Here is a 23,880-nt window from a genome sequence, read left to right on the forward strand (position 1 = left end):
GTCGCAGGCGCCGCACCGGTGCCGGGCCCGGGTCATGACGCCTCCGCAGTCAAGGTCTCGTCAGGTCCCGTCCCAACCGTCCCAAGCCCATTTCTGCTGGTCAGCGCGGGGACGGTTGTTTTGCTGGGACGGTTCAACCCGTCCCAGGGATCGGACCCGTCCCGCTCTGACCTGGGAAGCGACGGTTGGGACGGTTGGGACGAGTCATCGCGCGGGACGGGTTCCGGCTTCTCCGGCGGGCAGTACCGAGACCACGGATCCTCGAACTTGAGGCGCAGGAATCCTTTGCGCTGAGGTCCGTCCGCGGGACGGATGTTGCCCGACCGCACGCCGTACTTCTCCAACATGATTCCGAGCCGCCGGGCAGTGAGACCGTTCGGCCCGTACTCCGCCCAGGGCGCCTCCTTGTCGGCATTCAGCGCGGCGAGCAGATCCTCGGTCGTCATCTCGGCGGGCCAGCCGGCCGCCCGAAACGCCTTCCGGCAGTCGACGAGGATGCGGGACTCCTGAGAGCCGCTCCCGTCGGATTCGTCGCGTTCACCGAGCAGCCTGAGAGCGGCCTCGCGAGCCAACTTCGGCCAGGCTTCCCCTGCCAGGTCCGCCACGATGATGAGCGGCTCCCAGGTATCAGCCGCCCGGTCCTCGAGCGGCATCTCAGGCTCCATGCCACACAGCTCGTCGGTGATGTCGCGAAGCCAGGCGGCCAGCTGCATGCCCAGCGTCTTGAGCCTCGGAGCGTCCCTCCGTGTACGGAAGGGCTTCACGTGCTCGTGCGGCGCCCGGCGGCGCATCTGGATGATGACGGCCCGGTCCATGATGGTGTCGGGCATGTCCCCGATACCGGCGATCCCAGCCATGCAGAAGGTGGGGAACTCCTTGACCGTCTGCTCGGTGCCGACACCGACGACTCGCAGGGTGGGCCGGTTCCGCTGATGGCCGGCGTTGAGCAGGCCGCGAAGCTCCTCATTGCTCTCAGCGACCTTGGCCGATCCGAAGATGGTGTCCGCCTCGTCGACAAGGAGCGTCGGCGGGTCGTCGCCGATGCTCCGGAAGACGGCGGCCACCGTTGAGTTGACCGTGATCAGGGGCCTGTGGGTCGCCTCATAGATCACATCCATCAGCCGGGACTTACCGCAGCGCTTCGTCGGACCCGTGATGACGAGCCGCGGGGCGTGCTGCCACGCCTGCTGCCCGTAAGTGGCCGCGGTCCACAGCGTGGTGGCGATCGCCGCTTCCTCGCTCGGGAAGATGACGTAGTCCTGCATCGTCTCCTTGAGCTCGGTCAAGATCTCTGCGGGCGTCATGTCCGCGTAGTCCGTCACGCCCTCACCCCGCGCTCCGCGGAGGCGACGGTGCGGCGGGCCTCGCCGTCGGACAGGCCGATCTGGACAGCCGCCGAGATCAGTTCAGCCTCGACGTCCCCGGCCGCGAGATGCCCGTCTTCTACGTGCGCCCAGGCCTTCGAGGCGGCCCAATACAGCTTTGAGTTCCGCTCGCCCTGGGGGGCGTTGAGGACGACGTTCACGAGTCCTTCGAGGGCCCGCCCCGCAGCGTCCCCGGGCGTGGGGTTGTGGCGACGCTGGGGGCGGACGACGGGGGCCGGAGGCAGCATCAAGCGGAGCAGCTGATCCGGTGCGGGCTGGGGTTCGGTGTACCCGAGATCCGGGTGAAAGACGTACTCGCCAGCGCGGCCGGTGGAGCCGGGCCCGACGATGTAACCGCCCGTCCCTCGGACGTCGAGGCCAGCCCCGAGCCGTCCGACGGAGTTCGGTACGACGACACCCTCCGGAACGGTCATCCACAGGTGTGCACCGCCGGACGGGGTAAACACGGTGGTCGTCAGCCGGGGGATCTCGAACCCGTGCTCACGGCCGAGTCTGGCGAGCGTGGCATAGCCGTCGACGCCGTTTTTTCGGTCGATGTCGAGACCTACCAGGCGCCCGCGGCAGGCGATCAGATAGCCGACCGCTTTCGGGGCGAGAGCGAACAGGCGACGTACATCAGCCGCGTTGGTGGTGGCGTCGTACACGCCGTGACCGGGCTGCCCGCAGTCGCCCTTGCAGCTGTGTCCCTTGTCGTGCGGGGACGGGATCGCGGGTGTCTTGTTGATGGTGGTCGGCGCTACGGCGTAGCCCTGGGCTGCGGCCCGCTGTGCGTTGTCGAGGGCCTTCTCGTGATTGCTCATGCGGCCCCCTTGAGCTTGGTCTTGAACTCGAGGACGTAGTGCGCGCCGCAGGGCGCGTCCTTCTCGCCGAGGCTCACGTGTCGATGCCAGTCGTGGCATTCGGGGCAGCGGGCTGCGAACTCCAGCCGGCCGGAGGTCTGGACGGGTACCGGGCGGGCGATGAGCTGTGGCACGATGCCTTCAGCGACCGCCGCGTTGCTTTCACGAACCCCGGGAGTTAGGGCCTCTCGGGGTTCGTTGCTGTTCTGGGTCATGCCGCGCGCTGACCTCCCATCACGGTGCGCTCGTCGAGCCACCGCTCGATGGCGCTCCGCCGGTAGAAGACGCGGCCAGCACGCCCCTCTGCGGTCTTGATGTAGGCGGGCCCGGTCCCTCGCCAGCGCATGTCTGCCAGCGCCTGCGGATTGCGGAAAACCCTTCGGTACTGCTCGCACACCTCTTGGGGGTCCAGAACGTCGTCCACGGCCCTCCCGGTGTTCGACATTGCGTCTCCTTAGATCGCACTGTTGCTTACGTGCAGCGATCGGATCTATGCTGCGCCGTATGAACGCGATGGTAACCCAATCCAGCCGATACGCAAGAGGCTTGCTGCCGCATAGGCTTGCCGACATGAGCGATCAGCAGTACGGCCGCCGAGCCGTCGAGGTAGGCCCCACCGGCAAGACCGTGGCCGACAACCTGGCGCGACTCCGTAAGGTCCGCGGCTACAGCACGCGCCAGCTGGCCACCGAGTTGGAGCGCAAGGGCCGGTCGGTCTCTCCCTCGGGGATCACCCGTATGGAGAAGGGCGACCGCGTCGTCACGGTCGATGACCTTGTGGCCCTCGCCGCAGTCTTCGGCGTCTCCCCGGTGTCCCTCCTGCTGCCGCTCACCACAACAGCGGAGACCTCCGTCGAGATCACCGGAGGGGGGACGGTTGACGCCCTTCGGGCCTGGGAGTGGGGCATCGGCCGGCTGCCGCTCCGCACCACTCCTGAGCACGAGCGCACACAGCTGGCGGAGCACCGCCTGTACGGCATGCCGCAGTGGCTTTCGGACCACGTCGGCTACAACGTGAAGGGCGCAGCGACAGGCGTGCTGCAGCTGTCCGACGAGGTGAAGGCGCAGATCGAGAAGGACCGCTTGCAGATCGAGCGGGAGGCCGGCGAGAAGGTCGACCCCGAGATGTTCACGCGCCTTTGGGTGCAGAGGGTGTTCGGGGGTGGAGATGCCCCGAGTGTGGATTGAGGACCGCGCCAACCACGCCGACTATCAACAGGCTGTGGAGAAGTGGCAGGCCGCCAAGAAGCAGGGCAGCAAGCGGCAGCCACCAGGCCGCTGGCGCGTCCGCTGGTACGGGCCCGACGGACTACCGAAGGCCAAGACGTGCCGGACGGTCCCGCAGGCCGAAGCCGAGCAGCAGGCCCTACTGCAGAAGCTCGACAAGGGCTCGTACCGAGATCCCCAGTCAGCCAAAGCGGCCGTGCGACTGATCGCCGACGAATGGCACGGGTCGCTCCGGAAGCAGGGCCGGCGAACCAAAGACGACTACCGGGAGCTGCTCGACCTGTACGTGATCCCGAAGTGGGGTGACTGGCAGGTCGGTGCGGTCCAGTGGGCAGACGTCGACGCGTGGGTCACCGAGCTGTGCAACACCCCGGGGAAGCGTGGGGCACCACTCGGGCCTGACCGGATCAAGAAGACGTACTACGTACTCAGTAGCGTCATGAAACACGCGGTCAAGACCCATCGAGTCGCGGTCAGTCCGTGCCACGACCACGACCTGCCTCGCAACGACGATCAGGACGACCACGTCTATCTGACTCACGAGCAGCTGGAGACTCTGGCTGACCAGGCCGGCCGCTACCAGACGTTCGTCAGGACGCTCGGGTACACCGGGATTCGGTGGGGCGAGGCCATCGCCATCAAGGTCGGCCGCACGCAACTGGACGACCGCCGGATACGAATCTTGCAGGCGTACTCCGACATCGACGGGCACCTCGAACTGGGCCCCGTGAAGAACCACGAGAAGCGGTCCGTGCCGCTCCCACGCTCGTTCGCCGAGGAGCTGCGGCCCCTGGTCGCCGGCCGCCCTAGGGATGCCCTGGTCTTCACCGCTCCTGAGGGCGGGCCAATGCGGTACCCGAACTTCCGACGTCGAGACTGGGACAAGGCGGTGATCGCGGCCGGACTCGACGGACTCGACCTGACACCTCACAAGTTGCGTCATACGGCCGCCTCGCTGGCGATCAGCGCCGGGGCGGACGTCAAAGTCGTCCAACTGATGTTGGGCCACAAGTCGGCGGCGATGACGCTTGACGTGTACGGGCACCTGTGGCCGGACCGGTTGGACGAGGTGGCAGACGTCCTCGATGCGGGCCGTTCTGCCGCTCTGACAAAGCTGAGAGCGGCAATCGCGCCGGTCGGGTGACCAAATCCAGGTGTACTAAATGTGTACTGGCCCCGGGGATCACCCCCCGGGGCCAGTCTCATGATCTAGCCCGTGACCTGCACGAACTGTGCTGTGCCCCCGGCAGGATTCGAACCTGCGACACCCGCTTTAGGAGAGCGGTGCTCTATCCCCTGAGCTACGAAGGCGTGCGGATCGTGTGCGATCCGGTAGCTAGCGTAGCGGATACCGGGTGGGGGCTGGGAAGGTTCCCGTTCGTGCAGGTGGGGCGGGGTGGGGTCGGGTCAGTTGGCCGGGAGGTTCGAGAGGGCCGGGCGGGTCAGGTGGAGCATGCGGGTCAGCCACAGGGCGCCCGTCTCCTGGGGGGAACGGGGAGGGAAAACGGGGGCCGAGGTGTGTCGTGGGCGAGGGGGGCGGGCGGCGGCGGGGAGGCGGGGGAGGGTCGTCGTGCCGGTGATCATGGACAGCATCAGCACCGCCGCCGCGCGGACGTCGACGTCGCGGAGCAGCGAGCCGTCCTCCCTGGCCCGGGCCAGGATCTCGTGCAGGGCGCCGAGCCAGTTGACGTGACAGTGCAGGGCGGGGTCGTCGGGAGTCCTGATCTCCTGGGCCAGACGTGCCCCCGCCCGGACGGTCATGTCGGTTTCCAGGAGGTCGACGAGCGTGTGCGCCATGGCGGTGGCTGTCTCGAACGCCGGCGTCTCGCGCCGCGCCAGCTTCTCCAGCGCGGCCCCCGACGTCACGCAGGCCTGCGTCTGCACGGCCCGGGCCAGATCGGACTTGGCCGCGAAGTGGAAGAACAGCGCGCCCTTGGTGACCTGTGCCCGCTCGCTGATCGCGGACAGGGTGGCCCGTTCGTAGCCGGACCGGTCGAACACGGCCGAGGCGGCCCGGATCAGGTTGCGCCTGGTCCGCTCGGACCTCTCCTGCTTCACCACGACGCGACCACCCGGACGCTCCTTGTCGTTCGGCTGCTGTTCGTCCTGCCGCAAGCGACGCTAGAAACCTGCTTTTGGATCTGTCAACGGGGCCTCCCCCGCGCAGATCATCTTCACGCCAGGCAGTAACTCCCTTGAATCCAGGGGTGGTTGAAGGGTGAAGGAGAGGGAGGGGTGTTTCGGTCTGGGGTGGAGGTCAGGTTCTTGGTACGCGGCGGAAGCGTGCCGCGATGTGCAGGTCCGCCTCGATGCGTCTCGCCGTCTCCCGCAGCTCGGGCAGCACCTCGCTCACGCACGCCTCCGCGGTACGGCGGCTGCTGTGCATGGCGACGTTCACCGCGGCCACGGTCCGTCCCGCGCGGTCCCGCACCGGGACGGCGACGGAGCGCAGTCCCTGCTCCAACTCCTCTTCGATCAGCGCGTATCCGGTGGTGCGAACCCGGTCCAGTTCGGCCCTGAACCGCTCCGGGTCCATGCCGGTCCGCCCCGTGACGGGCCCGCGCGCTCCGGCCGTCGCCTCCATCGCCCGGGCCACCGGGAGATCGGCCAGGATCGCCCGCCCCAGGGAGGTGGCGTACGCGGGCTGCCGCGTGCCGACGGTCACGCGGACGCTCATGATGCCTCGGGTCGACACGTGCCCGGTGTACTGGATCTCGTCGCCCGTCAGCACCGCGAGCGACACCGAGTCGCGCAGCCGCTGGGAGAGTTCGGTCAGGTGTGGGGCCGCGATCTCGGGGAGCGTCGTCCGTGAGAGTGGCGGGAAGCCGAGCCCCAGGACACGCGGGGTGAGGCGGAAGACGCGGTCGTGCGCGGTGACGTAACCCAGGTGCTCCAGGGTGATCAGGGCGCGGCGAGCGGTCGCGCGGGGGAGCCCGGTCGCCTGGGTCACCGCGGTGAGGGTCAGTTCGCCGCGGCCCTCGCCGAAGGCGGTGATCACGGTCAGGCCCCGCGCCAGCGACTCGATGAACTCCCGTCCCAGTTCCTGCTTGGAGGCGCCGGTCCAGTCGGCGAGTCCGGAAGGGGGCGAGGGGAGGGGGGTGGCAGTGATCTCGGTGGCGGCATTGACGGCACTGGCGTCAGTAACGGCATCGGTGGCGGTCGCGCTCCCCGCTTCGTCCTGCGCCAGTGCCCGTTCCATCTCGGCCACCGCCGTCCGTAGCCGTGGCAGCAGGGCGTCCCGCAGTTCGGATGCGCTGTGCCGGCTCGTGTGGCTCACGACGTTCACCACGCAGGCGATCCGTCCCGCCTCCCGTACAGGCATCGAGAGCGCGACGAGGCCCGGTTCGACGAGCTGGTCGTCCAACGCCCAGCCTGCCCGCGCCGCGTCGGCCGTCCGTTGCTCGAAGTCGTCACCTACGGTGGGGCGTTGCGAGGCGGGCAGCGCGGAGACGGCCGCCCCTCCGTCGTACGGTCTGCTCCGCGCGGGTACGGCCGGAAAGCCGCGGTCCTCCGGGTCTGCCGCGCGGCGCTCCCGCCAGCGCGTCCAGTCCTCCTCGCTCCACTCGGACGCGAACAGCGGTCCCGGAGCGGTGCGTTCGGCGGGGAGCAGGTCGCCGATGCGGAAGCTCAGCGACATCGCGCGGCGCCGGGTCGCCTGATGGATGAAGCGGACGCCGTCCCGGTCGCGGACGGCGAGGGACACCGACTCGTCGAGCTCGTCGGCGAGGGCGTCGGCGTGCGGGTCCAGGACGCGGGGGAGGCGGAGCGCGGCGAGGTAGGCGTTGCCGAGTTCCGCCAGGCGCGGGGCCAGTACGGCGTCCCGGCCGTCGAGGCGTAGATAGCCCATGCGTGCCAGCGTCGCCGTGATCCGGTCGACGGTGGACCGCGCGAGCCCGGTGGCCCGTTCGAGTCCGCTGAGACTGGCCGAACCGTCCGCCTCGGTCAGCCTCCGCAGGACGGCGATCCCGCGGATGAGCGGTGTGACCGCCTCCTCCGGCGCTTCCGCCCCGGTCGAAGCCCGGTCCGACGGCGTGGCAGGCGAAGGAGCCGCGTGCGGCCGCGGCGATGTGGGGCTCGATGACCCGGAGCCTGATACCCCGGAGCCTGATGACCGGGAGTCGGATGACCGGGAGTCGGATGACCTGGAGCCTGATGGCAGGGAGCTTGATGGCATGGGTTCTCCGGTGGGGCTCTCGGAGGAGTCACCGTGCGGCGGATCTCGGATGAGTCACCGTGTGGATCTCAGGAAAGCCACGGTAGTGCTGCCCGCCCGTCGCAGCAGGTCGGCCGCCTCCCGGTTCGGGCGCCGGTCGCTTCCCGCCACGGGTGTCGGCCGCTTCCCGGAACGGGCGTCGACGAGGGTGCCGGTCCGCCGCCGAACACGCTTCTCCGGCTGGCCTGCCCCGCGATCCGCCCCGCTACGCGGCGCCCGCGAGCCGTCAGCGGCGCGTCACATACACCCGGTACCTCCCCGCCGAGTCCGCCGCCGCGACCTGGACGGTAGGCCCGCCGTGGGGGGCCTTGAAGGTCTCGCCGGGAGAGAAGGGCGCGTCGGAGAGTTCCGCCTGGACGTTCGGTGAGCGGGTGCACCCTCCGCTGTCGCGGCGGGAGTCGTACACGGTGACGGGACCGTTCCCGGTGTCCACGTCCGCGTCGACCTTGTAGATGAGGATGCCGGGACGGCAGACGGCGTCGTCGTTCCCCGCGCGGGTGCGCAGTTCGAGGACGTACCCGCTGTGGGTGCCGGAGGGTATGACGACGAGCTTGACGCCGCCCTTCCGGGCCAGCGGGGTCAGCGTGTACTCGCTGGTGCCCGGGGTCGCCGCGCAGGCGACCTGGGAGGCGTCGAGCCAGCCGAGCTTCCACTTGTGCCAGCCGAGCAGGTCGTTGTCGGCCCCCCAGTCCTCGCTCATGATGTCCCAGTGCCCGACCGCGCCGCCGCCGTCCTGGGTGTAGAGGTCGGGCAGGCCGAAAGTGTGGCCGTTCTCGTGCGGCAGGACGCGGTAGCCGGTGTCGGCGTAGGAACCCGAGCCGTCGTCCTGGCGGCTGTAGACGAAGGACGCGTTGGCGACCGGGACGCCGTCGGCCACCGGCGCCTCGGTGTTGCCGGCGAAGGTCACGGACAGCACGGTGTCCAGCGCGGAGGGCCCGGCGTTCGGTGTGACCAGCACGTTCAGGATGTCGTACGAGCGGAAGTCGACCTCGGGATCGGCCGTCGCCACGATGTCCTGGACCAGTTCGCGGTAGCCGGGGTCGAAGGGGGCGCCACGTTCTATCCCGTACGCCTTGAAGGGCTTGGGCATCCGCAGCCAGTGCTTGACGGGGGCCTCGGGGCGATAGTCGAGACGGCCGTAGGAGGCGGTGCGGAACCATTCCTGCGTCTTCGGGAAGAACTCGTCGTACCGGTCACGGGCGCTGCCCTTGCCGGGGGCGTCGGAGAAGTCGACCATCAGTGTCAGCGCCCGGAGGGTGCCGGTGGAGCGGGCGTAACCGGGAGTGGTCGGAATCCCTTCCCCCATCTGGACGTCCGACGGACCGTTGATCATGCAGGGACCGAGCGCCGTGGACCGGGCCAGCGCCGTGGAGCCCGCCGTCGCGGAGCCGGCCGTCAGATGCCCGGTGCCGGCGGAGGTGCTGACCGCGAGCGTCAGCACGGTCACCGTGGCGAGCGCGGCCACACGGCGCGGGCGTATGCGGCGGCTGGACGGCTGCATGCGGGGGGCCCTTCGCTCCACGGCAGCCACCGGTCTCCGACTGCACCCTTTCGATCACCCTGAGTCGCCGACGCGCCGGGCGCGCGCTGAATGAGCCCGATCGGGTTCATCCCTGGGAGGGGCGCGAAGCGGGGGCGCGTGGGGGTGCGTGTGAGTGGGTGCGTGGGGTGGCGAACCAAGAGCGGGCGGCGGTCGCGGGTCCGGCCGGTGGGTGGGGTGGGGCCGCGCCGGTGGGTGGGTCGGGGCCGCGCCGGTACATCCGCCCGTCGCCGTTGGGTGAGGGGCGGGCGTCGGTGGCGACGGGCATGTGATGTACCGGCACAGCCCCTCGCGCCGGATCCCGGGTGCGGGCGCGCTCCGGGGAAGTCTCAGTCGTTCCGGGGTGCGGCCCTTCGCGCCGGATCCCGGGTGGGGGCGCGCTCCGGGGGAGTTTCAGCTGTTCCGGGGCACGGCCCCTCGCGCTGGATCCCGGGTGCGGGCGAGAAAGAATGAATGTGACGCAGGTCACACCTTTCTCTTCCCGGTCCGGGAAATAACCGGGGATCGTTTCCCCGTTTAGCCATACGTCCGAGCGAAACGGGGACCGAATCCCCGGATCGTATGCAAGGCCCGAGATCTTCGAGGAGTACGCCGTGGAGACCGCAACCCCCGTGCAGCGCCGAGTGGCCCGGCCCCGTGCCGACGCCCTGCGCAACCGGGAGCGGATCGTCGCCGCCGCCCGCGAGATGTTCGTCGAGTTCGGCGCCGAGGTGCCGTTCGACGACATCGCCCGCCGGGCCGGTGTCGGCAACGCCACGGTGTACCGCAACTTCCCCGACCGGGACGCCCTCGCCCGCGAGGTCGTGTGCTCGGTCATGGACCGCACCTCGGAATGGGTCGAGGAAGCACTCGCCGTGGACGGCGACGCGTTCGAGGCGCTGAGCGGCTTCGTGCACTTCGCCGCCGACGAGCGGATCGGCGCCCTGTGCCCGATGCTCTCGGCGAACTTCGACCAGAACCATCCCGACCTGGTCGCCGCGCGCGACCGGATCACCGAACTGATCCAGCGGCTGATGGCCCGCGCCCGTGAGGCCGGACAGCTCCGCCCCGACGTCGAGGTGGGCGATCTGATGATCGCCGTCAGCCAGCTCACCAGGCCGCTGCCGGGCACCGGTTGCCAGGGCATCGACCAATTCGTACACCGTCATCTGCAGCTGTTCCTGGACGGGATGCGGGCCCCGGCCCGTTCCGAACTGCCGGGAGTGGCCGCCACCGTGGAGGGACTGCGACGAGTGTGACCGACACGCAGGCGCCGTGACCGGTCGGCCGACGACCGATGAGTCAGGCACCGGAGACCGGTCACCACTCGTGACCCCTGTTCGCATCCGACCATTCGCGATCCACAGCTCACCGTTCGCCCAGCACGACGCGCGACTCACCGTGCGTCGCCCCTAGCTCAAGCAGCCGTACAGCCCGAGCGGCACGTGTCGCTCCACCGGCCGTCACCGTCGACGCGCCGTCCCCTTTCACTGCCTTTTTCGCTACGAAGTCCCGGAGTGGGTACCCCCATGTCTGAAACACGCATGTCCAAGGCGCTTCCGGATCCAGCGTCCGACGCGCACAGCAACCGCTGGAAGGCGCTCGTCTTCATCGCGCTCGCCCAGTTGATGGTGGTGCTCGACGCCACCATCGTGAACATCGCCCTGCCCTCGGCCCAGCAGGACCTGGGGATCTCCGACGGCAACCGGCAGTGGGTCGTCACGGCCTACGCCCTCGCCTTCGGTGGTCTGCTCCTGTTCGGCGGCCGTATCGCCGACATCTGGGGGCGCAAGCGGGCGTTCGTCGTGGGCCTCGTCGGCTTCGCCGCGGCCTCCGCGCTCGGCGGCGCGGCGCAGAGCGGCGCGATGATGTTCGGCGCCCGCGCCCTGCAGGGTGTGTTCGGCGCGCTGCTGGCGCCCGCGGCTCTCTCGCTGCTCGCCGTGATGTTCACCGACGCCAAGGAGCGCGCCAAGGCCTTCGGCATCTACGGTGCGATCGCCGGTGGCGGTGGCGCCGTCGGCTTCATCCTCGGCGGTGTCCTCACCGAGTACATGAACTGGCGCTGGACCTTCTTCGTCAACATCCCGTTCGCGATCGTCGCCGCGGCCGGCGCGTACTTCGTCATCCGTGAGCCGAAGGGCGGCCGCAACCGTTCGCCGCTCGACATCCCGGGCGTCGTCCTGTCCACCCTCGGTCTGGTCTCCCTCGTCTACGGGTTCACCCGCGCCGAGTCGGACGGCTGGAGCGACACCCTGACCGTCGGCCTGTTCGTGGCCTCGGCCGTGCTGCTGGCCGCGTTCGTCTTCACCGAGTCCAAGGTCAAGGCCCCGCTGCTGCCCCTGCGTGTGGTCCTCGACCGCAACCGCGGCGGTGTCTACCTCTCCCTCGGCCTCGCGATCATCGCGATGTTCGGCACGTTCCTCTTCCTCACCTACTACCTGCAGATCGTCAAGGGCTACTCGCCGATCTCGACCGGCTTCGCCTTCCTGCCGATGATCGCGGGCATGATCACGGGCTCCACGCAGATCGGCGCCCGTCTGATGACCCGCGTCGCGCCGCGGCTGCTGATGGGCCCCGGCTTCCTGGTCGCCGCCGTCGGCATGCTGCTCCTGGCACAGCTCGAGATCGGCTCGTCGTACGCGTCCCTGGTGCTCCCGGCGATGCTGCTGCTCGGTCTCGGCATGGGCACGGCGTTCATGCCGGCCATGTCGCTCGCCACGCACGGCATCCAGCCGCGTGACGCCGGTGTCGCCTCGGCGATGGTCAACACCTCGCAGCAGGTCGGCGGTGCCATCGGTACGGCCCTGCTGAACACGATCGCGGCCTCCGCGACCACCGCCTACATCAAGGACCACATGGCGGGCGCCGGTACCAAGGCGCAGCAGCAGCTCGTCCAGGCCGAGGGCATGGTGCACGGGTACAGCAACGCGATCTGGTTCGCCGTCGGCATCCTCGTGGTCGCCGCCGGCCTGGCCTTCACCCTGATCAACACCGGCCGTCCGGACGCCTCGGCGGTCGTCGGCTCGGGCGAGGGTGCGGAGGACGAGCTGAAGGTGCCGGTCGTCGCCCACTGACGATCCCGGCGCAGACTCCCTTCGGGTACTTCGCGTACGGACGCGGGGTGGGGACGCCTCGTCCGTACGACTCCGGGGACTGCCCCGGCTCCCACCACAGGGAGCCGGGGCAGTCCCGTGTCCGCTGCGGGGGAGCGGGCGGTCAATCCTGTGTCCGCCGCGGGGAGGCGGGCGGTCAGTCCTGTGTCCGCCCGCGGGGAGGCGGGCGGTCAGTCCTGTGTCCGCCGCGGGGAGGCGGGCGGCCGGTCCCGTGTCCGCCGGTCGATCCCGACGGCAGGCCCTAGCGCAGCCAGGGCAGATCCGCGCCCGCGTCCTTCGGCTGGAGCCCTTCGGCGATGATCCGCATGGCCTCGCCGAGAGCCTTCCGCTGGTCCGGGCCGAGCCGGTCGAAGAGGGCCTGGCGTACGGCGGCGACATGGCCGGGCGCGGTGCGCCTCAGCACCTCGTAGCCCTCGTCGGTCAGGACGGCGAACTGGCCCCGCTTGTCGGACGGGCAGTCCTCGCGGCGGACCCAGCCGTTCTTCTCCAGCCGCGCGACGGCGTGCGAGAGCCGCGAGCGGGTGATCTTCGCGTTCATGGCCAGCTCCGTCATCCGCAGCCGGCGTTGCGGGGCCTCGCCGAGCTGGACGAGCAGGCCGTAGTAGATGTGCGGCATGCCCGCGTCGCGCTGGAGCTGACGGTCGAGGTGGTCCTCCAGGAGGGTGGTGGCGTGCATGTACGCGCGCCAGATGCGCTGTTCCTCGTCGGTGAGCCAGCGCGGCTCTTCAGCGGGGGCGGATGCCGTGTTCATGTGTCCACTGTACGAGCTCGTCCTTGAAACTTAAACAAAGCAGCCGTAGTCTCGACTGAGAACTTGAGACTTTAAGCAACTGCTTCAAAGATCAAGCAGTGCCGCCGTACGATGGAATTCTCCGGAGGGAGCCGCCATGTCAGCCGCCACCGAGGAGCGCCCCGCACCGGAGCGCATGCCCGCCCTCTACCTCAGCCACGGTGCCCCGCCGCTCGCCGACGACCCGGTCTGGCCCGGCCAGCTCGCCGCCTGGTCCGCCGACCTGCCGCGCCCCAAGGCGATCCTCATGGTCTCCGCCCACTGGGAGGAGGCCCCCCTCGCCCTCGGCGCCATCGAGACGGTCCCTCTCGTCTACGACTTCTGGGGCTTCCCCGAGCACTACTACCAGGTGACCTACGCGGCCCCCGGCGCCCCCGCGCTCGCCGAGTCCGTACGGAAACTGCTGCGCGCGCCCGGTACGCCGGTGCAGGACATCCCGGACCGGGGACTCGACCACGGCGCGTACGTCCCCTTGAAGGAGATGTTCCCCGAGGCCGACATCCCGGTGCTCCAGATCTCCATGCCGACGCTCGACCCGGTCCGGCTGTTCGAGATCGGGCGGAAGCTGGCGCCGCTGCGCGACGAGGGTGTGCTGATCGTCGGCTCCGGCTTCTTCACCCACAACCTCGCGGCCCTCAGGCACACGGGCGGGGGAGTGCCCACCTGGTCGAGCGAGTTCGACGACTGGGGGCACCGCGCGCTGGAGGCCGGTGACGTGGACGCGCTGCTCGACTTCGAGCGCAAGTCCCCGGCGGGCCGTCTCGCCCACCCGCGCACCGAGCACTTCGCCCCGCTCTTCGTGACCATGGGTGCGGCGGACGCCGTCGGCGGGCTCGACGGGCAGCGGTCCGTGATCGACGGATTCTGGCTGGGAATGGCCAAGCGGTCGGTGCAGTTCGGCTGAGCGGGCCGACCCACCGGGGCGCGCCCGGGCGCGCCCTAGTGGGCGAGCTTCTTCTCGTACCAGGCGACGTCCCAGTAGCGGCCGAACTTGCGGCCGACCTCCCCGTAGGTGCCGACGTGCCGGAACCCGAAGCGTTCGTGCAGGCGCACGGACGCTTCGTTGGGCAGCGCGATGCCGGCGTAGGCCCGGTGCAGGTCCTCGCCGGCGAGCGCCTCGAAGAGCGCTTCGTACAGGAGGGTGCCGACGCCACGGCGCGCGGCGCCCGGGGCCACGTAGACCGTCACCTCCACGGAGGTCGCGTAGGCGGGTTTCGCGCGGAAGGCGCTGGACGTCGCGTACCCCAGAATCGCCTGTGAATCGGCTTCTGTGGCAACCATCAGGCGGTGCGGTCCGTCTTCAGGGTGGGAGAGCAGCCACGGACGACGTTCCTCCGGCGTGAAGACGATGGTGTCGAACGTGATGGGCGTCTCACGTACGTAGTGGTTGTACAGCTCCGTGAGTGCGTCGAGGTCGGCTGCGACTCCCGGCCTGACCTGCACATCTGTACGTTCTGACCGCATTGACCCTCCCGCGTGGTGCGACAGGGTACTGCATGATCAGAAAAATCAAGGGGCGGGTTGGGAATTCTGTCCTGATTCCAGTCGTTGTTTCCATCGGATGCCGGGCACCCGGGAGGGTGAAAACCGGATGTCCGGGACCACCCGCAAGCCCACCACGCAAGGGAGCACGCATGGCAACCCGTGCCGTCGCCCGTCGTCAGTCCGCCACCGGCGGGACCGCCGACGCGGCACGCAGTGTTCGCGCCGGAGGCGGCGAAATCGCCGACCGCGACCTGGTCGGCATGTACCTCGACGAGATCGCGCGAACACCGTTGCTCGACGCCGCCAAGGAAGTCGAGTTGTCCCAGGTCATCGAGGCGGGTGTGTTCGCGCGACAGATCCTCGACGGCGAGGCGGAGGCCAAGGCCGACGCGTCCCGTGAAGAGCTGGAGGCGCTGGTCGCCGACAGCGAGCGCGCCAAGGACGTCTTCATCCGCTCGAACCTGCGGCTGGTCGTCGCCGTGGCGCGCCGTTACCCGCGCAGCGGCCTGCCCCTGCTCGACCTGATCCAGGAGGGGAACGCCGGCCTGGTGCGCGCGGTCGAGAAGTTCGACTACCGCAAGGGCTTCAAGTTCTCGACGTACGCCACCTGGTGGATCCGTCAGGCCATCACGCGCTCCATCGCCGACCAGTCGCGCACGATCCGCCTCCCCGTCCACCTGGTCGAGGAGCTGGGCCGGATCCGTCGCGTGCAGCGCGAGTTCAACCGTGAGAACGGACGCGAGCCCGAGCACGCGGAGATAGCCGCCGAGCTCGGCTCGACGCCGGAGCGCGTCGGCGACGTGCTCGACTGGGCCCGCGACCCGGTCTCCCTGAACATGGCGGTGGACGACGAGGGCGAGACCCAGTTCGGCGACCTGCTGGAGGACACCTCGGCGGTGTCGCCCGAGCAGTCGGTGCTCACCCTGCTGCGCAGCGAGGAGCTGGACGATCTGATCGGCCACCTCGACCAGCGCACCGCGTCCATCATCAAGATGCGGTACGGCATCGACGACGGCCGGGAGCGGACGCTCACGGAGGTCGGCAAGGAGCACGGGCTGACGCGCGAGCGCATCCGTCAGATCGAGAAGCACGCCCTGCTCGAACTGAAGAAGCTGGCGCGCGACACCGGATTCGACGCGGCGGCGTAACGGCGACGGGACATCCGGAGCGCACGGGGTGGTCCGGGCGGGCGGGGTGAGTGGGCCGTACGGGTCGACTCCTCCGGCGGCGCCGGACCCGCCCGGCCCGGTCCCCGCACGGGATCCCCCGCCACGTTGGCCACAAGTCGACCAGACATGGCCATGTAAGGCCGCTTCAATCCGGCGGGCCCTGGGAACAAGACTTCAGGGTCCACGCTTCGGGCCCCGTCCGAGCGGAAGAAGCGACAGAAGAAGCGAACAGAAGCACCGAACGGAAGTACCGAGCGGAAGCCTCGGACGGAACCCCACCGGACGAAGGCAGGCCGCTCCCCAGAACCGAGTCCCGACGCTCACCCCCCCCGCGCCGGGACTCTCCCAGAGTCGAGCTTCGGCGCCTCCCCCCCCTGGCGCCGAAGCTCGACTCCCTTGTTTCAGGGGGCCCCTGGGATTCCGGGCAGCATGGGGGCGGGCCACCCCGAACCTGAACCCCGGGGTGACCCGGATGGCAGATTCTGCCACAGCGACATAACCTGCCGTCGCCGACGGTCCACCGGGTGTCACCACCCCCGTGGAGTGCGGCCGACCGTCAGGCGCCGTCAGTCTGCGCCACGGCCCCCGCCCGGCTCAGCCGTGCACCCAACTCCCTTACGTAATCCACAAGTTCTCTCGGTTCTCGTACCGTGAAGTCGCAGTCGACCATCGCGATCCGCACCGCGAGCCATTCCACCGAGTCACTGGAGGAGGCGCGCAGCCGGCAGCTCCGCTCGTCGATCGGCTCGGGCGCGCCGACCCATGCGGGCACGCGCGCCGCCACGAACTCGGCCGGGGCGGCGAAGGTGACCTCGTACGTGTAGGTCTTCTGGCGCCCGTACATCGACTGCCGCAGGAACTCGGCGGCGTTCCCCGTCGGCAGTTCGCGGGGTGTGAACCGGGCTCCCGTCGCGAAGGGTTCGGACACCCGGTCGACGCGGAACGTCCGCCAGTCGTCGCGGTCGACGTCGTAGGCGACGAGGTACCAGCGGCGGCCGGTGGAGACCAGCCGGTACGGCTCGGTCAGCCGCCGCGAGGGTGTTCCGTCCCCGGAGCGGTAGGCGAACCGCAGCCGTTCCGTGCCCGCGATGGCCGACGCCATCACGGTCAGCGTCTCGGGGGCGATGCTCGCCCCGTCCCCGCTGGTCAGGGGGGTGGTCGCGGCCTGGAGCATGGACACGCGGCGACGCAGCCGGGACGGCAGCACCTGTTCCAGCTTGGCGAGTGCCCGTACGGAGGCCTCGTCCACGCCCTCGACCGCGTGCCCGGCGCCGGCCCGCAGGCCCACCGCGATCGCGACGGCCTCCTCGTCGTCGAGGACGAGCGGGGGCATCGCCGTGCCCGCCACCAGCCGGTAGCCGCCGTCGGCGCCCTTGGTCGCCTGCACCGGATAGCCGAGCTCGCGCAGCCGGTCGATATCGCGCCGGACCGTACGGCGGGACACCCCGAGACGCTCGGACAGCTCGCCGCCGGGCCACTCGCGGGGCGTCTGGAGGAGGGAGAGGAGCTGGAGAAGCCGGGCCGGAGTATCGGTCGTCATGGTTTCCAGGGTGCCGGACAACTAGGTCATGATCTGACCTAATAGGGTTCTAGGTTTGTCGCATGACCTCCACCGAGACCCCTGAGACAGCTCTCAGCAGCCCGGCACCAAGCGCCGCGGCCGACCGACGCCGCTGGTTCGCCCTCGCCATCGTCATGACCGCGGCCTTCATGGACCTGGTCGACGTCACGATCGTCAACATCGCGATCCCCTCGATCCGGCAGGACGCGGGCGCCTCCTTCAGCCAGATCCAGTGGATCACCGCGGGCTACGCGCTGGCCTTCGCCGCGGGACTCGTCACCGGCGGGCGGCTCGGTGACATTCACGGCCGCAAGCGGCTCTTCCTCCTCGGCGTGGCCGGCTTCACCCTCGCGTCCGCGCTGTGCGGTTTCGCGGCGAACCCCGAGATGCTCGTCGCCTCGCGCATCCTGCAGGGCGCCATGGCCGCGATGATGGTGCCGCAGGTCCTGTCGATCGTGCACGCCACCTTCCCGGCGCACGAGCGCGGCAAGGTCTTCGGCCTGTTCGGCGCGATCGTCGGTCTGGGCGCGGTCTCGGGCCCGCTCCTCGGCGCGCTGCTCACCGAGTGGAACCTGTTCGGTCTGGAATGGCGGCCGATCTTCCTCATCAACCTGCCCGTCGGCATCGTCGCGCTGATCCTGGGCCGCCGCTTCATCAGCGAGTCCAAGGCCCCGAAGGCCCTCAAGCTCGACCTGGTCGGCGTCGCCCTCGTCACGCTCGGCCTGCTCATGCTGCTCTACCCGCTGACCCGGGGCCGCGAGCTGGGCTGGCCGCTGTGGGGGTACGCGTCGATGGCCGGCTCCCTCGTGGTCTTCGCGGCGCTGGTGGCCTACGAGAAGCGCAAGACCGCTCGGGACGGTTCACCGCTGATCGAGCTGTCGCTGTTCAAGGTGAAGAGCTTCGCGGCGGGCATCGCCGTGCAGACCGTCTTCGGTGTCTCGCTCGGCATCTTCTTCCTGGTCTGGACGCTGTACATGCAGATCGGACTGGGCTGGCGCCCGCTGCGGGCGGGCCTGACCGGGGTGCCGTTCTCGATCGCGGTCTCGGCGGCGGCGGGCATGTCCGTGCAGCTTCTGGTCCCGCGCTTCGGACGCAAGGTGCTCCAGGCGGGCGCCCTGATCATGGCGCTCGGCGTCCTGCTCTACATCTGGGAGTCCGACCGCTACGGCATGGGCATCGCCTCCTGGCAGATGGCCCTCCCGCTGGTGGTCATGGGCGCGGGCATGGGCTTCATCGTCGCGCCGCTGACCGACGCCGTGCTCTCCGACGTCCCGCGTGAGCACTCGGGTTCGGCCTCGGGTCTGATCAACACCGTGCAGCAGATGGGCAACGCGCTCGGCCTCGGCCTGGTCTCGGTCCTCTTCTTCGGCGAGATCCCCGACCGGCTGACCCGCACCCAGGTGGGCCCGGCCTTCGTGGACGCCTTCCAGTACGCGCTGGGCTGGGTCGCCGCCGTGCTGGCCGTCATCTTCCTGCTGATGTTCGCCCTGCCGAAGCGCCCGGCCCAGCACCTGGAAGGCGCACAGGACGAGACGGAAGCCCAGGACGCCGGCCAGGGCCGGGGCGAGGACGCGGGCCAGGACCAGGGCGCGGGTCAGAAGCAGGACAAGGACCACGGCTCGGGCCAGGATCTGAAGCCGGAGTTCGTCGGCTGATCCCTGTCCCGGGCGGCGCCCGGGGAGGCGTTGCCCGGGTCGCCGCCGACCGCAGGACGTGACGCGGAGGTCCGCAACAGGGAAGGGCCCGGCACCTCAGGTGCCGGGCCCTTCCCCGTCGTCAGCCCAGTCGTGCCGCCCGGCGCTCCATCGCGTCCCGGGCCGCGTCCTCGCTCGCGTACACCTCGCACATGTGCCGCCGGTCCGGTGTCGCCGTGTGCTCGACCTCCCACAGGGAGATCTCCTGCCCGTCGCGCAGCAGGAACGCGTGCTCGTAGAGCGAGAAGCACAGCCCCGCCTGCCCCGCACGGCAAGGGCGTCCGAAGGCCTGCGTGATCTGGTGCGCGAACGCCTCCCGCAGCAGCAGCGAGGTGAGGTCTGCGCCGGGACGGTCCGGATTCTCCGCCCGCCGCAGGAGCCGGCGCGCGTGATCGGCGGAGTCGTCGGGCACATAGGTGTGACGCGGCTCGGGGACCGACGACAACTGCACGAACACCGGCAGCTCGAAGTCCGGCGCGTCCGGCGGAAGCGGGAGCCGGGCCGTGGCCGTGCGCAGCTCCTCCTCGTCGACGTAGACCTCGTGCTGGGCGTCGTGGCCGGCCGCCGTGTTGTGCACCAGCTCCCACAGCGTGACGGTGGAACCGTCGGCGAGCAGCCAGGTGTGCCGGTACGTCTCCCGGTGCAGCCCCGCGCTGTGGTGCGCGGAGTGCAGCGAGCTGTCGTGCGCCAGCGCGCAGTCGAGCCGCCGTATCGCCTCGTCGGGCAGCTCGAACGAGTTCAGGGCGCGGCCCAGAAGTCGTGCGAGATGCTCCTCCGGAGACTCGGGCGACTCGGGTGGTTCGTACGCTGCTGTCTCGTACGGAACGCTCAAGGTTTCTCCCGGCGTTGCTGCATGTCACCTTGTGGGTGCATACCGTAGCCCCTCGGTCGGACATCATGTCCGCGAACCGAGAAAACGTACGGACGGAAAACGGGCGGACCGTTCGGTCAGTTCCCCGGCGGCCCGTCAGTTCGTCAAAAAGCCCTCGTCGGACGGCACTTCCAGCGGTCCACGCGCCCCGCGAAAGGTTCCGGCCCGTCGCGTCCATTGTCCTGCAAGGCGCCCTTGCCGCACCAGTTCCAGGGCGCTACGACGTCCGGTTCCCCAACCCGCCCTCCCCGTACAGCTCTTCGTACGACGGCCACGCTCCGCCCGGCCCGTCCACCGGCTCCGCCGCGCGTACGGCCCGCACGATCGCGCGCGTCACCAGGTCCGCGCCCGCCGCGAGGATCTCGTTGAGCGCCAAGGGGTTCCCGGCGTCGAGCGCCCTGTCGCCCGTGGCCAGCGCGAACACGGTGTCCCCGTCGTTCAGCAGATGCACCGGCCGCACGGCGCGCGCGATCCCGTCGTGTGCCGTGCCCGCGAGCTTCTGCGCCTGCGCCCGCGTCAGCGCGGCGTCGGTGGCGACGACGGCGAGTGTGGTGTTCAGTGGCGGCGGCGCGTTGCGCGCGGCGGCCTCCGCGAGCCGCAGTCGGGCCGCCTCGCGCACCGCGGCCGACGGACCCGCCGTACGCCCTCGCGCCAACTCCCCGTACAGCGCCCCCGTTTGCGGCTCCACCACCGAGCCCACCGCGTTCGCCACCACCAGCGCGGCCACCGTGACACCGGACTCCAGCACGGCGCTCGCCGTCCCGACCCCGCCCTTGAGCCCCCCGACCACCGCGCCCGTACCGGCTCCCACGCCGCCCTCGCCCACCGGCGCCCGCACCGCACTCGCGTCGGCGGCCTCGACCGCAGCGCGTCCGGTGGAGGCGTCCGGCCGCGACCGGAAGTCACCACCGCGCCCGAGGTCGAAGACGCAGGCGGCCGGCACGACGGGCACGACGTGCGTCGGGTCCGGCCCCACCCGCACCCCGCGGCCCCGTTCCTCCAGCCACGCCATCACGCCCGACGCCGAGTCCAGCCCGTAGGCGCTGCCCCCGGTCAGTACGACCGCCTCGACCTTCTGCACGAGGTTGCGCGGGTCGAGCGCGTCCGTCTCCTTGGTGCCGGGCCCGCCGCCGCGCACGTCCACGGCGGCGATCACGCCTCCCTCGGGAGCGAGCACCACGGTCGTCCCCGTGAGCCACCCGTTTCCGCTGCGCGTCGCGTGCCCCACCCGCAGACCCACGACATCCGTCAGAGCGTCAACTGTCATGCGCCCAGTCTTCCCCGGCCGCCGCTTCCCGCGTCGCCGTCCGTGTCGTCATCACCACCCCGACCGCCACGGACAGGGCGGAGACGATCCCGGCGGAGAGGACCGCCCAGTCGCCCAGGAAGGTGCACAGGATGACGAGCAGCGCCGTGGTCGGCAGCACGAGCTGCTGGGCGATGCCGACCTTGAAATAGCGGGAGTGCAGGACCCAGACGGCGAGGAAGTACAGGGCGGTCGGCAGTGTCACCGCGGCGGACGCCGAGAGCGCGGAGATGTGCGCCGTGCCGACCGTCTGCTCCACCGCGACCTCCAGACCCGCACCGATCGCGGCGGCCGACGCGAAGATCAGATAGTGGCCGTACCCCCACAGGAAGGCCTGGCCGTTGGACCGCAGATGGCCGTGGATCGGCACCACGAAGTAGATCCACCAGGCGGAGAACACGATCAGCAGGCCGCCCGCGGCGATGGGGAGCAGCTCGCCCAGCGCGTCGTGCTCGTCGACGGCCGACTTCACCGCGACAGTGGCGGCGGCGATCGTCTCGCCGAGCACGATGATCGTGAACAGTCCGTACCGCTCGGCGATGTGGTGCGGATGCCAGGACGTGGTGAAGTCCTTCTCCGCGAACAGCGGGACGCACAGTTCGGCGAGGGCCACCACGAGGAAGACCCACGGGCGGCCGCCTTCCGGTGTGATCAGCAGGCCCAGCCAGCCGATCTGGCAGAGCAGCACGCCGCCCGCGTACCGCAGGGCCGCCGTTCTCTCGGTCCCCTCGGTGGACCGGGCCACCCGCAGCCACTGCGCGATCATCGCGAACCGCATGATCGCGTAGCCGAGCCAGACCACCAGGAAGTCGTGGCTCTCGAACGCCTTCGACACCCCGGCCGCGAGCACCAGGACGCCGGCGATCTGCACCAGCGTGACCACCCGGTACAGCACGTCGTCGTTGTCGTAGGCCGAGGCGAACCAACTGAAGTTCATCCACGCCCACCAGATGGCGAAGAAGATCATCGCGTAGTCGAGGATGCCCTGACCGGCGTGCCCCTCGGCCACGGCGTGCACCAGCTCGGCGCCCGCCTGGGCGATGGCGACCACGAAACACAGGTCGAACAGGAGCTCCAGCGGCGACGCGACCCGGTGCGCCTCGTCCCGGCCGCGGGCCGTCATTCTGCGCAGCGGCCAGTGGCCGGCGGACCGTGGTGTCGAGGCGGATTCCGGAGCGGAACGGGAGGTCATAGGGCCAAGCACAGCAGAAAAGCGCCGGAAATTCTTGTGAATGCCTTCACAAGCGACGGGCCGGCCGGGGTGGCCCCGCACCCCCGCGGCGTACCCTTGGGGCATGAGTCCCGCCCCCGCCCCCGAACCGCGCGATCCGAAGCCCGCACTGGTCTTCGACGATCCGTTGAACCAGCAGTCCTCGGACGATACGGACCGTGGGTGGGGCGAGCGGGCCGACAGCACCGGTGACAGCGCCGCCGACCTGAAGCGCTTCCTCGACGAGAAGCCGCCCCACCACATCTGAGCCCGGCTCCGGGCGCTCTCGCCCCGGGACGGGCGCGCCCCGGTCCGCCGGCACCGCCGGCCGAGTTCCCGGGCACGCGCCCACGGCCTCGCCGTCAGTACTCGCGGCGTCCCTGACCGCGCTGGGCGACCAGCTCGTCGCGGATCTGCTTGAGCACCTCCAGCTCGGAGACCTCGAGGACCTCCTTCGCGCCTTCCTTCGCCTTCTGGCGGGCCGCCTGCCGGGCCAGGAACTTGGACATCGGCAGCACCATCAGGAAGTAGACGACGCTGGCGGTGATCAGGAAGCTGAGCGAGGCGCCCAGCACCGAGCCCCACATGATCCGGATGCCCGTGGCGTTCGCTCCGGTGCCGGTGCAGGGGCTCTCGATGCAGGAGGTGTAGTTGTCGAGGTCCTTCGTACCGACAGCGCCCACCATCGGGTTGATGACGCCCTTCACCACGGCGTTGACGATGTTGGTGAAGGCCGCGCCGATGACCACGGCGACGGCCAGGTCGATGACGTTGCCGCGCATCAGGAAGGCCTTGAAGCCCTCCCAGACGCCGGGCTGCTTGTTGTCGCTCACTAGGAGGCCCCTCCGCACGGGTTGTGGAACAAACAGCTCCGCAACCTACGGCAGGGTGTTCCGGGCCTGTCCAACTGGGTAGCTCGATCGAGAGACTTGACACGGTTTCGGTGGTCATCGCAGGGTCACCGCCAGTCGTGACGTGGTGCCCGCGCCGGCCAGCCGCACGGCCGTCGCGCGGGGGACGGAGAGGACGACCAGCGCTCCGGTGCCGGTCGTGACGGCGTCCGGCACCCCGCTGACCCGTGCCCCGGCCGCGACCACCCGCACGTCGCCGCCCTCGTCCGCCGCGACCACGTCGACCCGGTCGCCGGGGCGCAGCAGGCGTGCCGCGTCTCCGTCCGCGATCCGGACCGGCGCCCTCACCGTCTCCACCGGGCCGGGCCCGCGTACGGATGGGGGGACCGTGGTGGAGGCGGACGCGGAGGGCGTGGACGCCGGATGGCCGCGCGCCCGCCCGGTGTCGCCCGGACCGGCGGCCACGAGCGCGGCCGCCGTCATGGCCAGGCCCGCGGCGACCGCCCGCCGCCTGTGCCGGGCGAAGGGCCGGAGCCGGGGCCGGAACCGCCCGCCCCGCACCCGGACGGGCGCGAACTGCGGCACCTCGCACGTCGGGGGTGTGTCCGCGCCCGGCGGGCGGATGTGTCGTGAGCGCTGTGCCATGG

The 23,880-nt window shown here is 70.3% G+C and carries 23 protein-coding genes and 1 tRNA gene; 8 read left to right on the forward strand and 16 right to left on the reverse strand.

Annotated elements, in window-relative coordinates:
* Positions 1 to 32: 32 nt before the first annotated feature.
* The 4 genes from ACFRIC_RS28890 to ACFRIC_RS28905 are packed head-to-tail and all read right to left on the reverse strand — an operon-like array spanning position 33 to position 2,669.
* Positions 33 to 1,322: a DUF3631 domain-containing protein gene (locus tag ACFRIC_RS28890; RefSeq protein WP_382791530.1), complete on the reverse strand. Its 1,290-nt coding sequence runs from the start codon at positions 1,320 to 1,322 to the stop codon at positions 33 to 35.
* Positions 1,319 to 2,185, reverse strand: a complete 867-nt coding sequence (locus ACFRIC_RS28895) for a bifunctional DNA primase/polymerase (protein WP_382791532.1) — start codon at positions 2,183 to 2,185, stop codon at positions 1,319 to 1,321. The genes ACFRIC_RS28890 and ACFRIC_RS28895 overlap by 4 nt, the downstream gene beginning before the upstream one ends.
* Positions 2,182 to 2,439 carry a hypothetical protein gene (locus tag ACFRIC_RS28900; protein ID WP_382791535.1) on the reverse strand — a complete coding sequence of 86 codons (258 nt, stop codon included), beginning with the start codon at positions 2,437 to 2,439 and terminating at the stop codon, positions 2,182 to 2,184. Before ACFRIC_RS28900 ends, ACFRIC_RS28895 begins: the two co-directional genes overlap by 4 nt.
* Positions 2,436 to 2,669: a DNA-binding protein gene (locus ACFRIC_RS28905; protein ID WP_382791538.1), complete on the reverse strand. Its 234-nt coding sequence runs from the start codon at positions 2,667 to 2,669 to the stop codon at positions 2,436 to 2,438. The genes ACFRIC_RS28900 and ACFRIC_RS28905 overlap by 4 nt, the downstream gene beginning before the upstream one ends.
* 125 nt (positions 2,670 to 2,794) lie before the next feature.
* On the opposite strand from ACFRIC_RS28905, the gene ACFRIC_RS28910 reads away from it, so the two are divergent.
* Together ACFRIC_RS28910 and ACFRIC_RS28915 are read left to right on the forward strand one after the other, a co-directional pair.
* On the forward strand, positions 2,795 to 3,412 hold the full coding sequence (locus ACFRIC_RS28910; RefSeq protein ID WP_382791540.1) for a helix-turn-helix domain-containing protein: 618 nt from the start codon (positions 2,795 to 2,797) through the stop codon (positions 3,410 to 3,412).
* Positions 3,393 to 4,595 (forward strand): tyrosine-type recombinase/integrase, encoded by a 1,203-nt coding sequence (locus ACFRIC_RS28915; protein ID WP_382792063.1) that lies wholly within the window; start codon positions 3,393 to 3,395, stop codon positions 4,593 to 4,595. Before ACFRIC_RS28910 ends, ACFRIC_RS28915 begins: the two co-directional genes overlap by 20 nt.
* Positions 4,596 to 4,689: 94 nt before the next feature.
* Here ACFRIC_RS28915 and ACFRIC_RS28920 read toward each other — a convergent pair.
* The 4 genes from ACFRIC_RS28920 to ACFRIC_RS28935 form a co-directional block, all read right to left on the reverse strand.
* Positions 4,690 to 4,762: transfer RNA gene (locus tag ACFRIC_RS28920), tRNA-Arg, on the reverse strand.
* Between the two features lie 96 nt (positions 4,763 to 4,858).
* Positions 4,859 to 5,566, reverse strand: a complete 708-nt coding sequence (locus ACFRIC_RS28925) for a ScbR family autoregulator-binding transcription factor (RefSeq protein ID WP_382791543.1) — start codon at positions 5,564 to 5,566, stop codon at positions 4,859 to 4,861.
* Between the two features lie 142 nt (positions 5,567 to 5,708).
* Entirely contained in the window at positions 5,709 to 7,424 is a 1,716-nt protein-coding gene (locus ACFRIC_RS28930) for an IclR family transcriptional regulator C-terminal domain-containing protein (RefSeq protein WP_382792066.1), read from the reverse strand.
* Positions 7,425 to 7,890: 466 nt separating this feature from the next.
* The gene (locus ACFRIC_RS28935) at positions 7,891 to 9,165 is read right to left on the reverse strand and encodes a M6 family metalloprotease domain-containing protein (RefSeq protein WP_382791545.1); all 1,275 of its coding nucleotides are present in this window, start codon (positions 9,163 to 9,165) and stop codon (positions 7,891 to 7,893) included.
* A 632-nt stretch (positions 9,166 to 9,797) separates the two neighbouring features.
* Between ACFRIC_RS28935 and ACFRIC_RS28940 the strand changes: the two genes are divergently transcribed.
* A complete protein-coding gene (locus ACFRIC_RS28940; RefSeq protein WP_382791548.1) occupies positions 9,798 to 10,442 on the forward strand; it encodes a TetR/AcrR family transcriptional regulator in 645 nt (214 codons plus the stop codon).
* 270 nt (positions 10,443 to 10,712) lie between these two features.
* Positions 10,713 to 12,257 (forward strand): MFS transporter, encoded by a 1,545-nt coding sequence (locus tag ACFRIC_RS28945; RefSeq protein WP_382791551.1) that lies wholly within the window; start codon positions 10,713 to 10,715, stop codon positions 12,255 to 12,257.
* Between the two features lie 280 nt (positions 12,258 to 12,537).
* Here ACFRIC_RS28945 and ACFRIC_RS28950 read toward each other — a convergent pair whose 3' ends face one another.
* Positions 12,538 to 13,047 (reverse strand): MarR family winged helix-turn-helix transcriptional regulator, encoded by a 510-nt coding sequence (locus tag ACFRIC_RS28950; protein ID WP_382791554.1) that lies wholly within the window; start codon positions 13,045 to 13,047, stop codon positions 12,538 to 12,540.
* Positions 13,048 to 13,183: 136 nt separating this feature from the next.
* On the opposite strand from ACFRIC_RS28950, the gene ACFRIC_RS28955 reads away from it, so the two are divergent.
* Positions 13,184 to 13,990 (forward strand): dioxygenase, encoded by an 807-nt coding sequence (locus tag ACFRIC_RS28955; protein ID WP_382791557.1) that lies wholly within the window; start codon positions 13,184 to 13,186, stop codon positions 13,988 to 13,990.
* Between the two features lie 35 nt (positions 13,991 to 14,025).
* On the opposite strand, the gene ACFRIC_RS28960 is transcribed toward ACFRIC_RS28955, so the two are convergent.
* Positions 14,026 to 14,550, reverse strand: a complete 525-nt coding sequence (locus tag ACFRIC_RS28960; RefSeq protein WP_382791560.1) for a GNAT family N-acetyltransferase — start codon at positions 14,548 to 14,550, stop codon at positions 14,026 to 14,028.
* Positions 14,551 to 14,720: 170 nt separating this feature from the next.
* Here ACFRIC_RS28960 and ACFRIC_RS28965 point away from each other — a divergent pair, with 170 nt between their 5' ends.
* Positions 14,721 to 15,719, forward strand: a complete 999-nt coding sequence (locus tag ACFRIC_RS28965; RefSeq protein ID WP_382791563.1) for an RNA polymerase sigma factor RpoD/SigA — start codon at positions 14,721 to 14,723, stop codon at positions 15,717 to 15,719.
* Between the two features lie 577 nt (positions 15,720 to 16,296).
* Here ACFRIC_RS28965 and ACFRIC_RS28970 read toward each other — a convergent pair.
* Positions 16,297 to 17,280 carry a helix-turn-helix transcriptional regulator gene (locus ACFRIC_RS28970; protein ID WP_382791565.1) on the reverse strand — a complete coding sequence of 328 codons (984 nt, stop codon included), beginning with the start codon at positions 17,278 to 17,280 and terminating at the stop codon, positions 16,297 to 16,299.
* Between the two features lie 62 nt (positions 17,281 to 17,342).
* Here ACFRIC_RS28970 and ACFRIC_RS28975 point away from each other — a divergent pair, with 62 nt between their 5' ends.
* On the forward strand, positions 17,343 to 18,956 hold the full coding sequence (locus tag ACFRIC_RS28975; protein WP_382791568.1) for an MFS transporter: 1,614 nt from the start codon (positions 17,343 to 17,345) through the stop codon (positions 18,954 to 18,956).
* A gap of 121 nt (positions 18,957 to 19,077) precedes the next feature.
* Here the strand turns inward: ACFRIC_RS28975 and ACFRIC_RS28980 are convergent, their stop codons facing one another.
* From ACFRIC_RS28980 to ACFRIC_RS28990, 3 genes are all read right to left on the reverse strand, one after another.
* Positions 19,078 to 19,827: a DUF6227 family protein gene (locus ACFRIC_RS28980; protein WP_382791570.1), complete on the reverse strand. Its 750-nt coding sequence runs from the start codon at positions 19,825 to 19,827 to the stop codon at positions 19,078 to 19,080.
* Between the two features lie 256 nt (positions 19,828 to 20,083).
* On the reverse strand, positions 20,084 to 21,133 hold the full coding sequence (locus ACFRIC_RS28985; RefSeq protein WP_382791573.1) for a P1 family peptidase: 1,050 nt from the start codon (positions 21,131 to 21,133) through the stop codon (positions 20,084 to 20,086).
* Positions 21,123 to 22,364: a low temperature requirement protein A gene (locus ACFRIC_RS28990; protein ID WP_382791575.1), complete on the reverse strand. Its 1,242-nt coding sequence runs from the start codon at positions 22,362 to 22,364 to the stop codon at positions 21,123 to 21,125. The genes ACFRIC_RS28985 and ACFRIC_RS28990 overlap by 11 nt, the downstream gene beginning before the upstream one ends.
* 103 nt (positions 22,365 to 22,467) lie before the next feature.
* Here ACFRIC_RS28990 and ACFRIC_RS28995 point away from each other — a divergent pair, with 103 nt between their 5' ends.
* Positions 22,468 to 22,650 (forward strand): hypothetical protein, encoded by a 183-nt coding sequence (locus ACFRIC_RS28995; RefSeq protein ID WP_355759474.1) that lies wholly within the window; start codon positions 22,468 to 22,470, stop codon positions 22,648 to 22,650.
* 94 nt (positions 22,651 to 22,744) lie between these two features.
* Here the strand turns inward: ACFRIC_RS28995 and mscL are convergent, their stop codons facing one another.
* Together mscL and ACFRIC_RS29005 are read right to left on the reverse strand one after the other, a co-directional pair.
* On the reverse strand, positions 22,745 to 23,215 hold the full coding sequence (gene mscL / locus ACFRIC_RS29000) for a large conductance mechanosensitive channel protein MscL (protein ID WP_382791578.1): 471 nt from the start codon (positions 23,213 to 23,215) through the stop codon (positions 22,745 to 22,747).
* Positions 23,216 to 23,329: 114 nt separating this feature from the next.
* On the reverse strand, positions 23,330 to 23,878 hold the full coding sequence (locus ACFRIC_RS29005; protein ID WP_382791581.1) for a hypothetical protein: 549 nt from the start codon (positions 23,876 to 23,878) through the stop codon (positions 23,330 to 23,332).
* Positions 23,879 to 23,880: the final 2 nt, after the last annotated feature.

This window comes from Streptomyces sp. NPDC056738 (assembly GCF_042790435.1).
GTDB lineage: Bacteria > Actinomycetota > Actinomycetes > Streptomycetales > Streptomycetaceae > Streptomyces.

What these genes read in the sequence shown, in the direction of transcription:
- ACFRIC_RS28990 (WP_382791575.1), bottom strand. Translation starts at nt 22,364, where the DNA reads ATGACCTCCCGTTCCGCTCCGGAATCCGCCTCGACACCACGGTCCGCC.
- ACFRIC_RS28895 (WP_382791532.1), bottom strand. Translation starts at nt 2,185, where the DNA reads ATGAGCAATCACGAGAAGGCCCTCGACAACGCACAGCGGGCCGCAGCC.
- ACFRIC_RS28915 (WP_382792063.1), top strand. Translation starts at nt 3,393, where the DNA reads ATGCCCCGAGTGTGGATTGAGGACCGCGCCAACCACGCCGACTATCAA.
- ACFRIC_RS28995 (WP_355759474.1), top strand. Translation starts at nt 22,468, where the DNA reads ATGAGTCCCGCCCCCGCCCCCGAACCGCGCGATCCGAAGCCCGCACTG.
- ACFRIC_RS28950 (WP_382791554.1), bottom strand. Translation starts at nt 13,047, where the DNA reads ATGAACACGGCATCCGCCCCCGCTGAAGAGCCGCGCTGGCTCACCGAC.
- ACFRIC_RS28910 (WP_382791540.1), top strand. Translation starts at nt 2,795, where the DNA reads ATGAGCGATCAGCAGTACGGCCGCCGAGCCGTCGAGGTAGGCCCCACC.
- ACFRIC_RS28970 (WP_382791565.1), bottom strand. Translation starts at nt 17,280, where the DNA reads ATGACGACCGATACTCCGGCCCGGCTTCTCCAGCTCCTCTCCCTCCTC.
- ACFRIC_RS28900 (WP_382791535.1), bottom strand. Translation starts at nt 2,439, where the DNA reads ATGACCCAGAACAGCAACGAACCCCGAGAGGCCCTAACTCCCGGGGTT.
- ACFRIC_RS28905 (WP_382791538.1), bottom strand. Translation starts at nt 2,669, where the DNA reads ATGTCGAACACCGGGAGGGCCGTGGACGACGTTCTGGACCCCCAAGAG.
- ACFRIC_RS28975 (WP_382791568.1), top strand. Translation starts at nt 17,343, where the DNA reads ATGACCTCCACCGAGACCCCTGAGACAGCTCTCAGCAGCCCGGCACCA.
- ACFRIC_RS28965 (WP_382791563.1), top strand. Translation starts at nt 14,721, where the DNA reads ATGGCAACCCGTGCCGTCGCCCGTCGTCAGTCCGCCACCGGCGGGACC.
- ACFRIC_RS28945 (WP_382791551.1), top strand. Translation starts at nt 10,713, where the DNA reads ATGTCTGAAACACGCATGTCCAAGGCGCTTCCGGATCCAGCGTCCGAC.
- ACFRIC_RS29005 (WP_382791581.1), bottom strand. Translation starts at nt 23,878, where the DNA reads ATGGCACAGCGCTCACGACACATCCGCCCGCCGGGCGCGGACACACCC.
- ACFRIC_RS28935 (WP_382791545.1), bottom strand. Translation starts at nt 9,165, where the DNA reads ATGCAGCCGTCCAGCCGCCGCATACGCCCGCGCCGTGTGGCCGCGCTC.
- ACFRIC_RS28960 (WP_382791560.1), bottom strand. Translation starts at nt 14,550, where the DNA reads ATGCGGTCAGAACGTACAGATGTGCAGGTCAGGCCGGGAGTCGCAGCC.
- ACFRIC_RS28955 (WP_382791557.1), top strand. Translation starts at nt 13,184, where the DNA reads ATGTCAGCCGCCACCGAGGAGCGCCCCGCACCGGAGCGCATGCCCGCC.
- ACFRIC_RS28985 (WP_382791573.1), bottom strand. Translation starts at nt 21,133, where the DNA reads ATGACAGTTGACGCTCTGACGGATGTCGTGGGTCTGCGGGTGGGGCAC.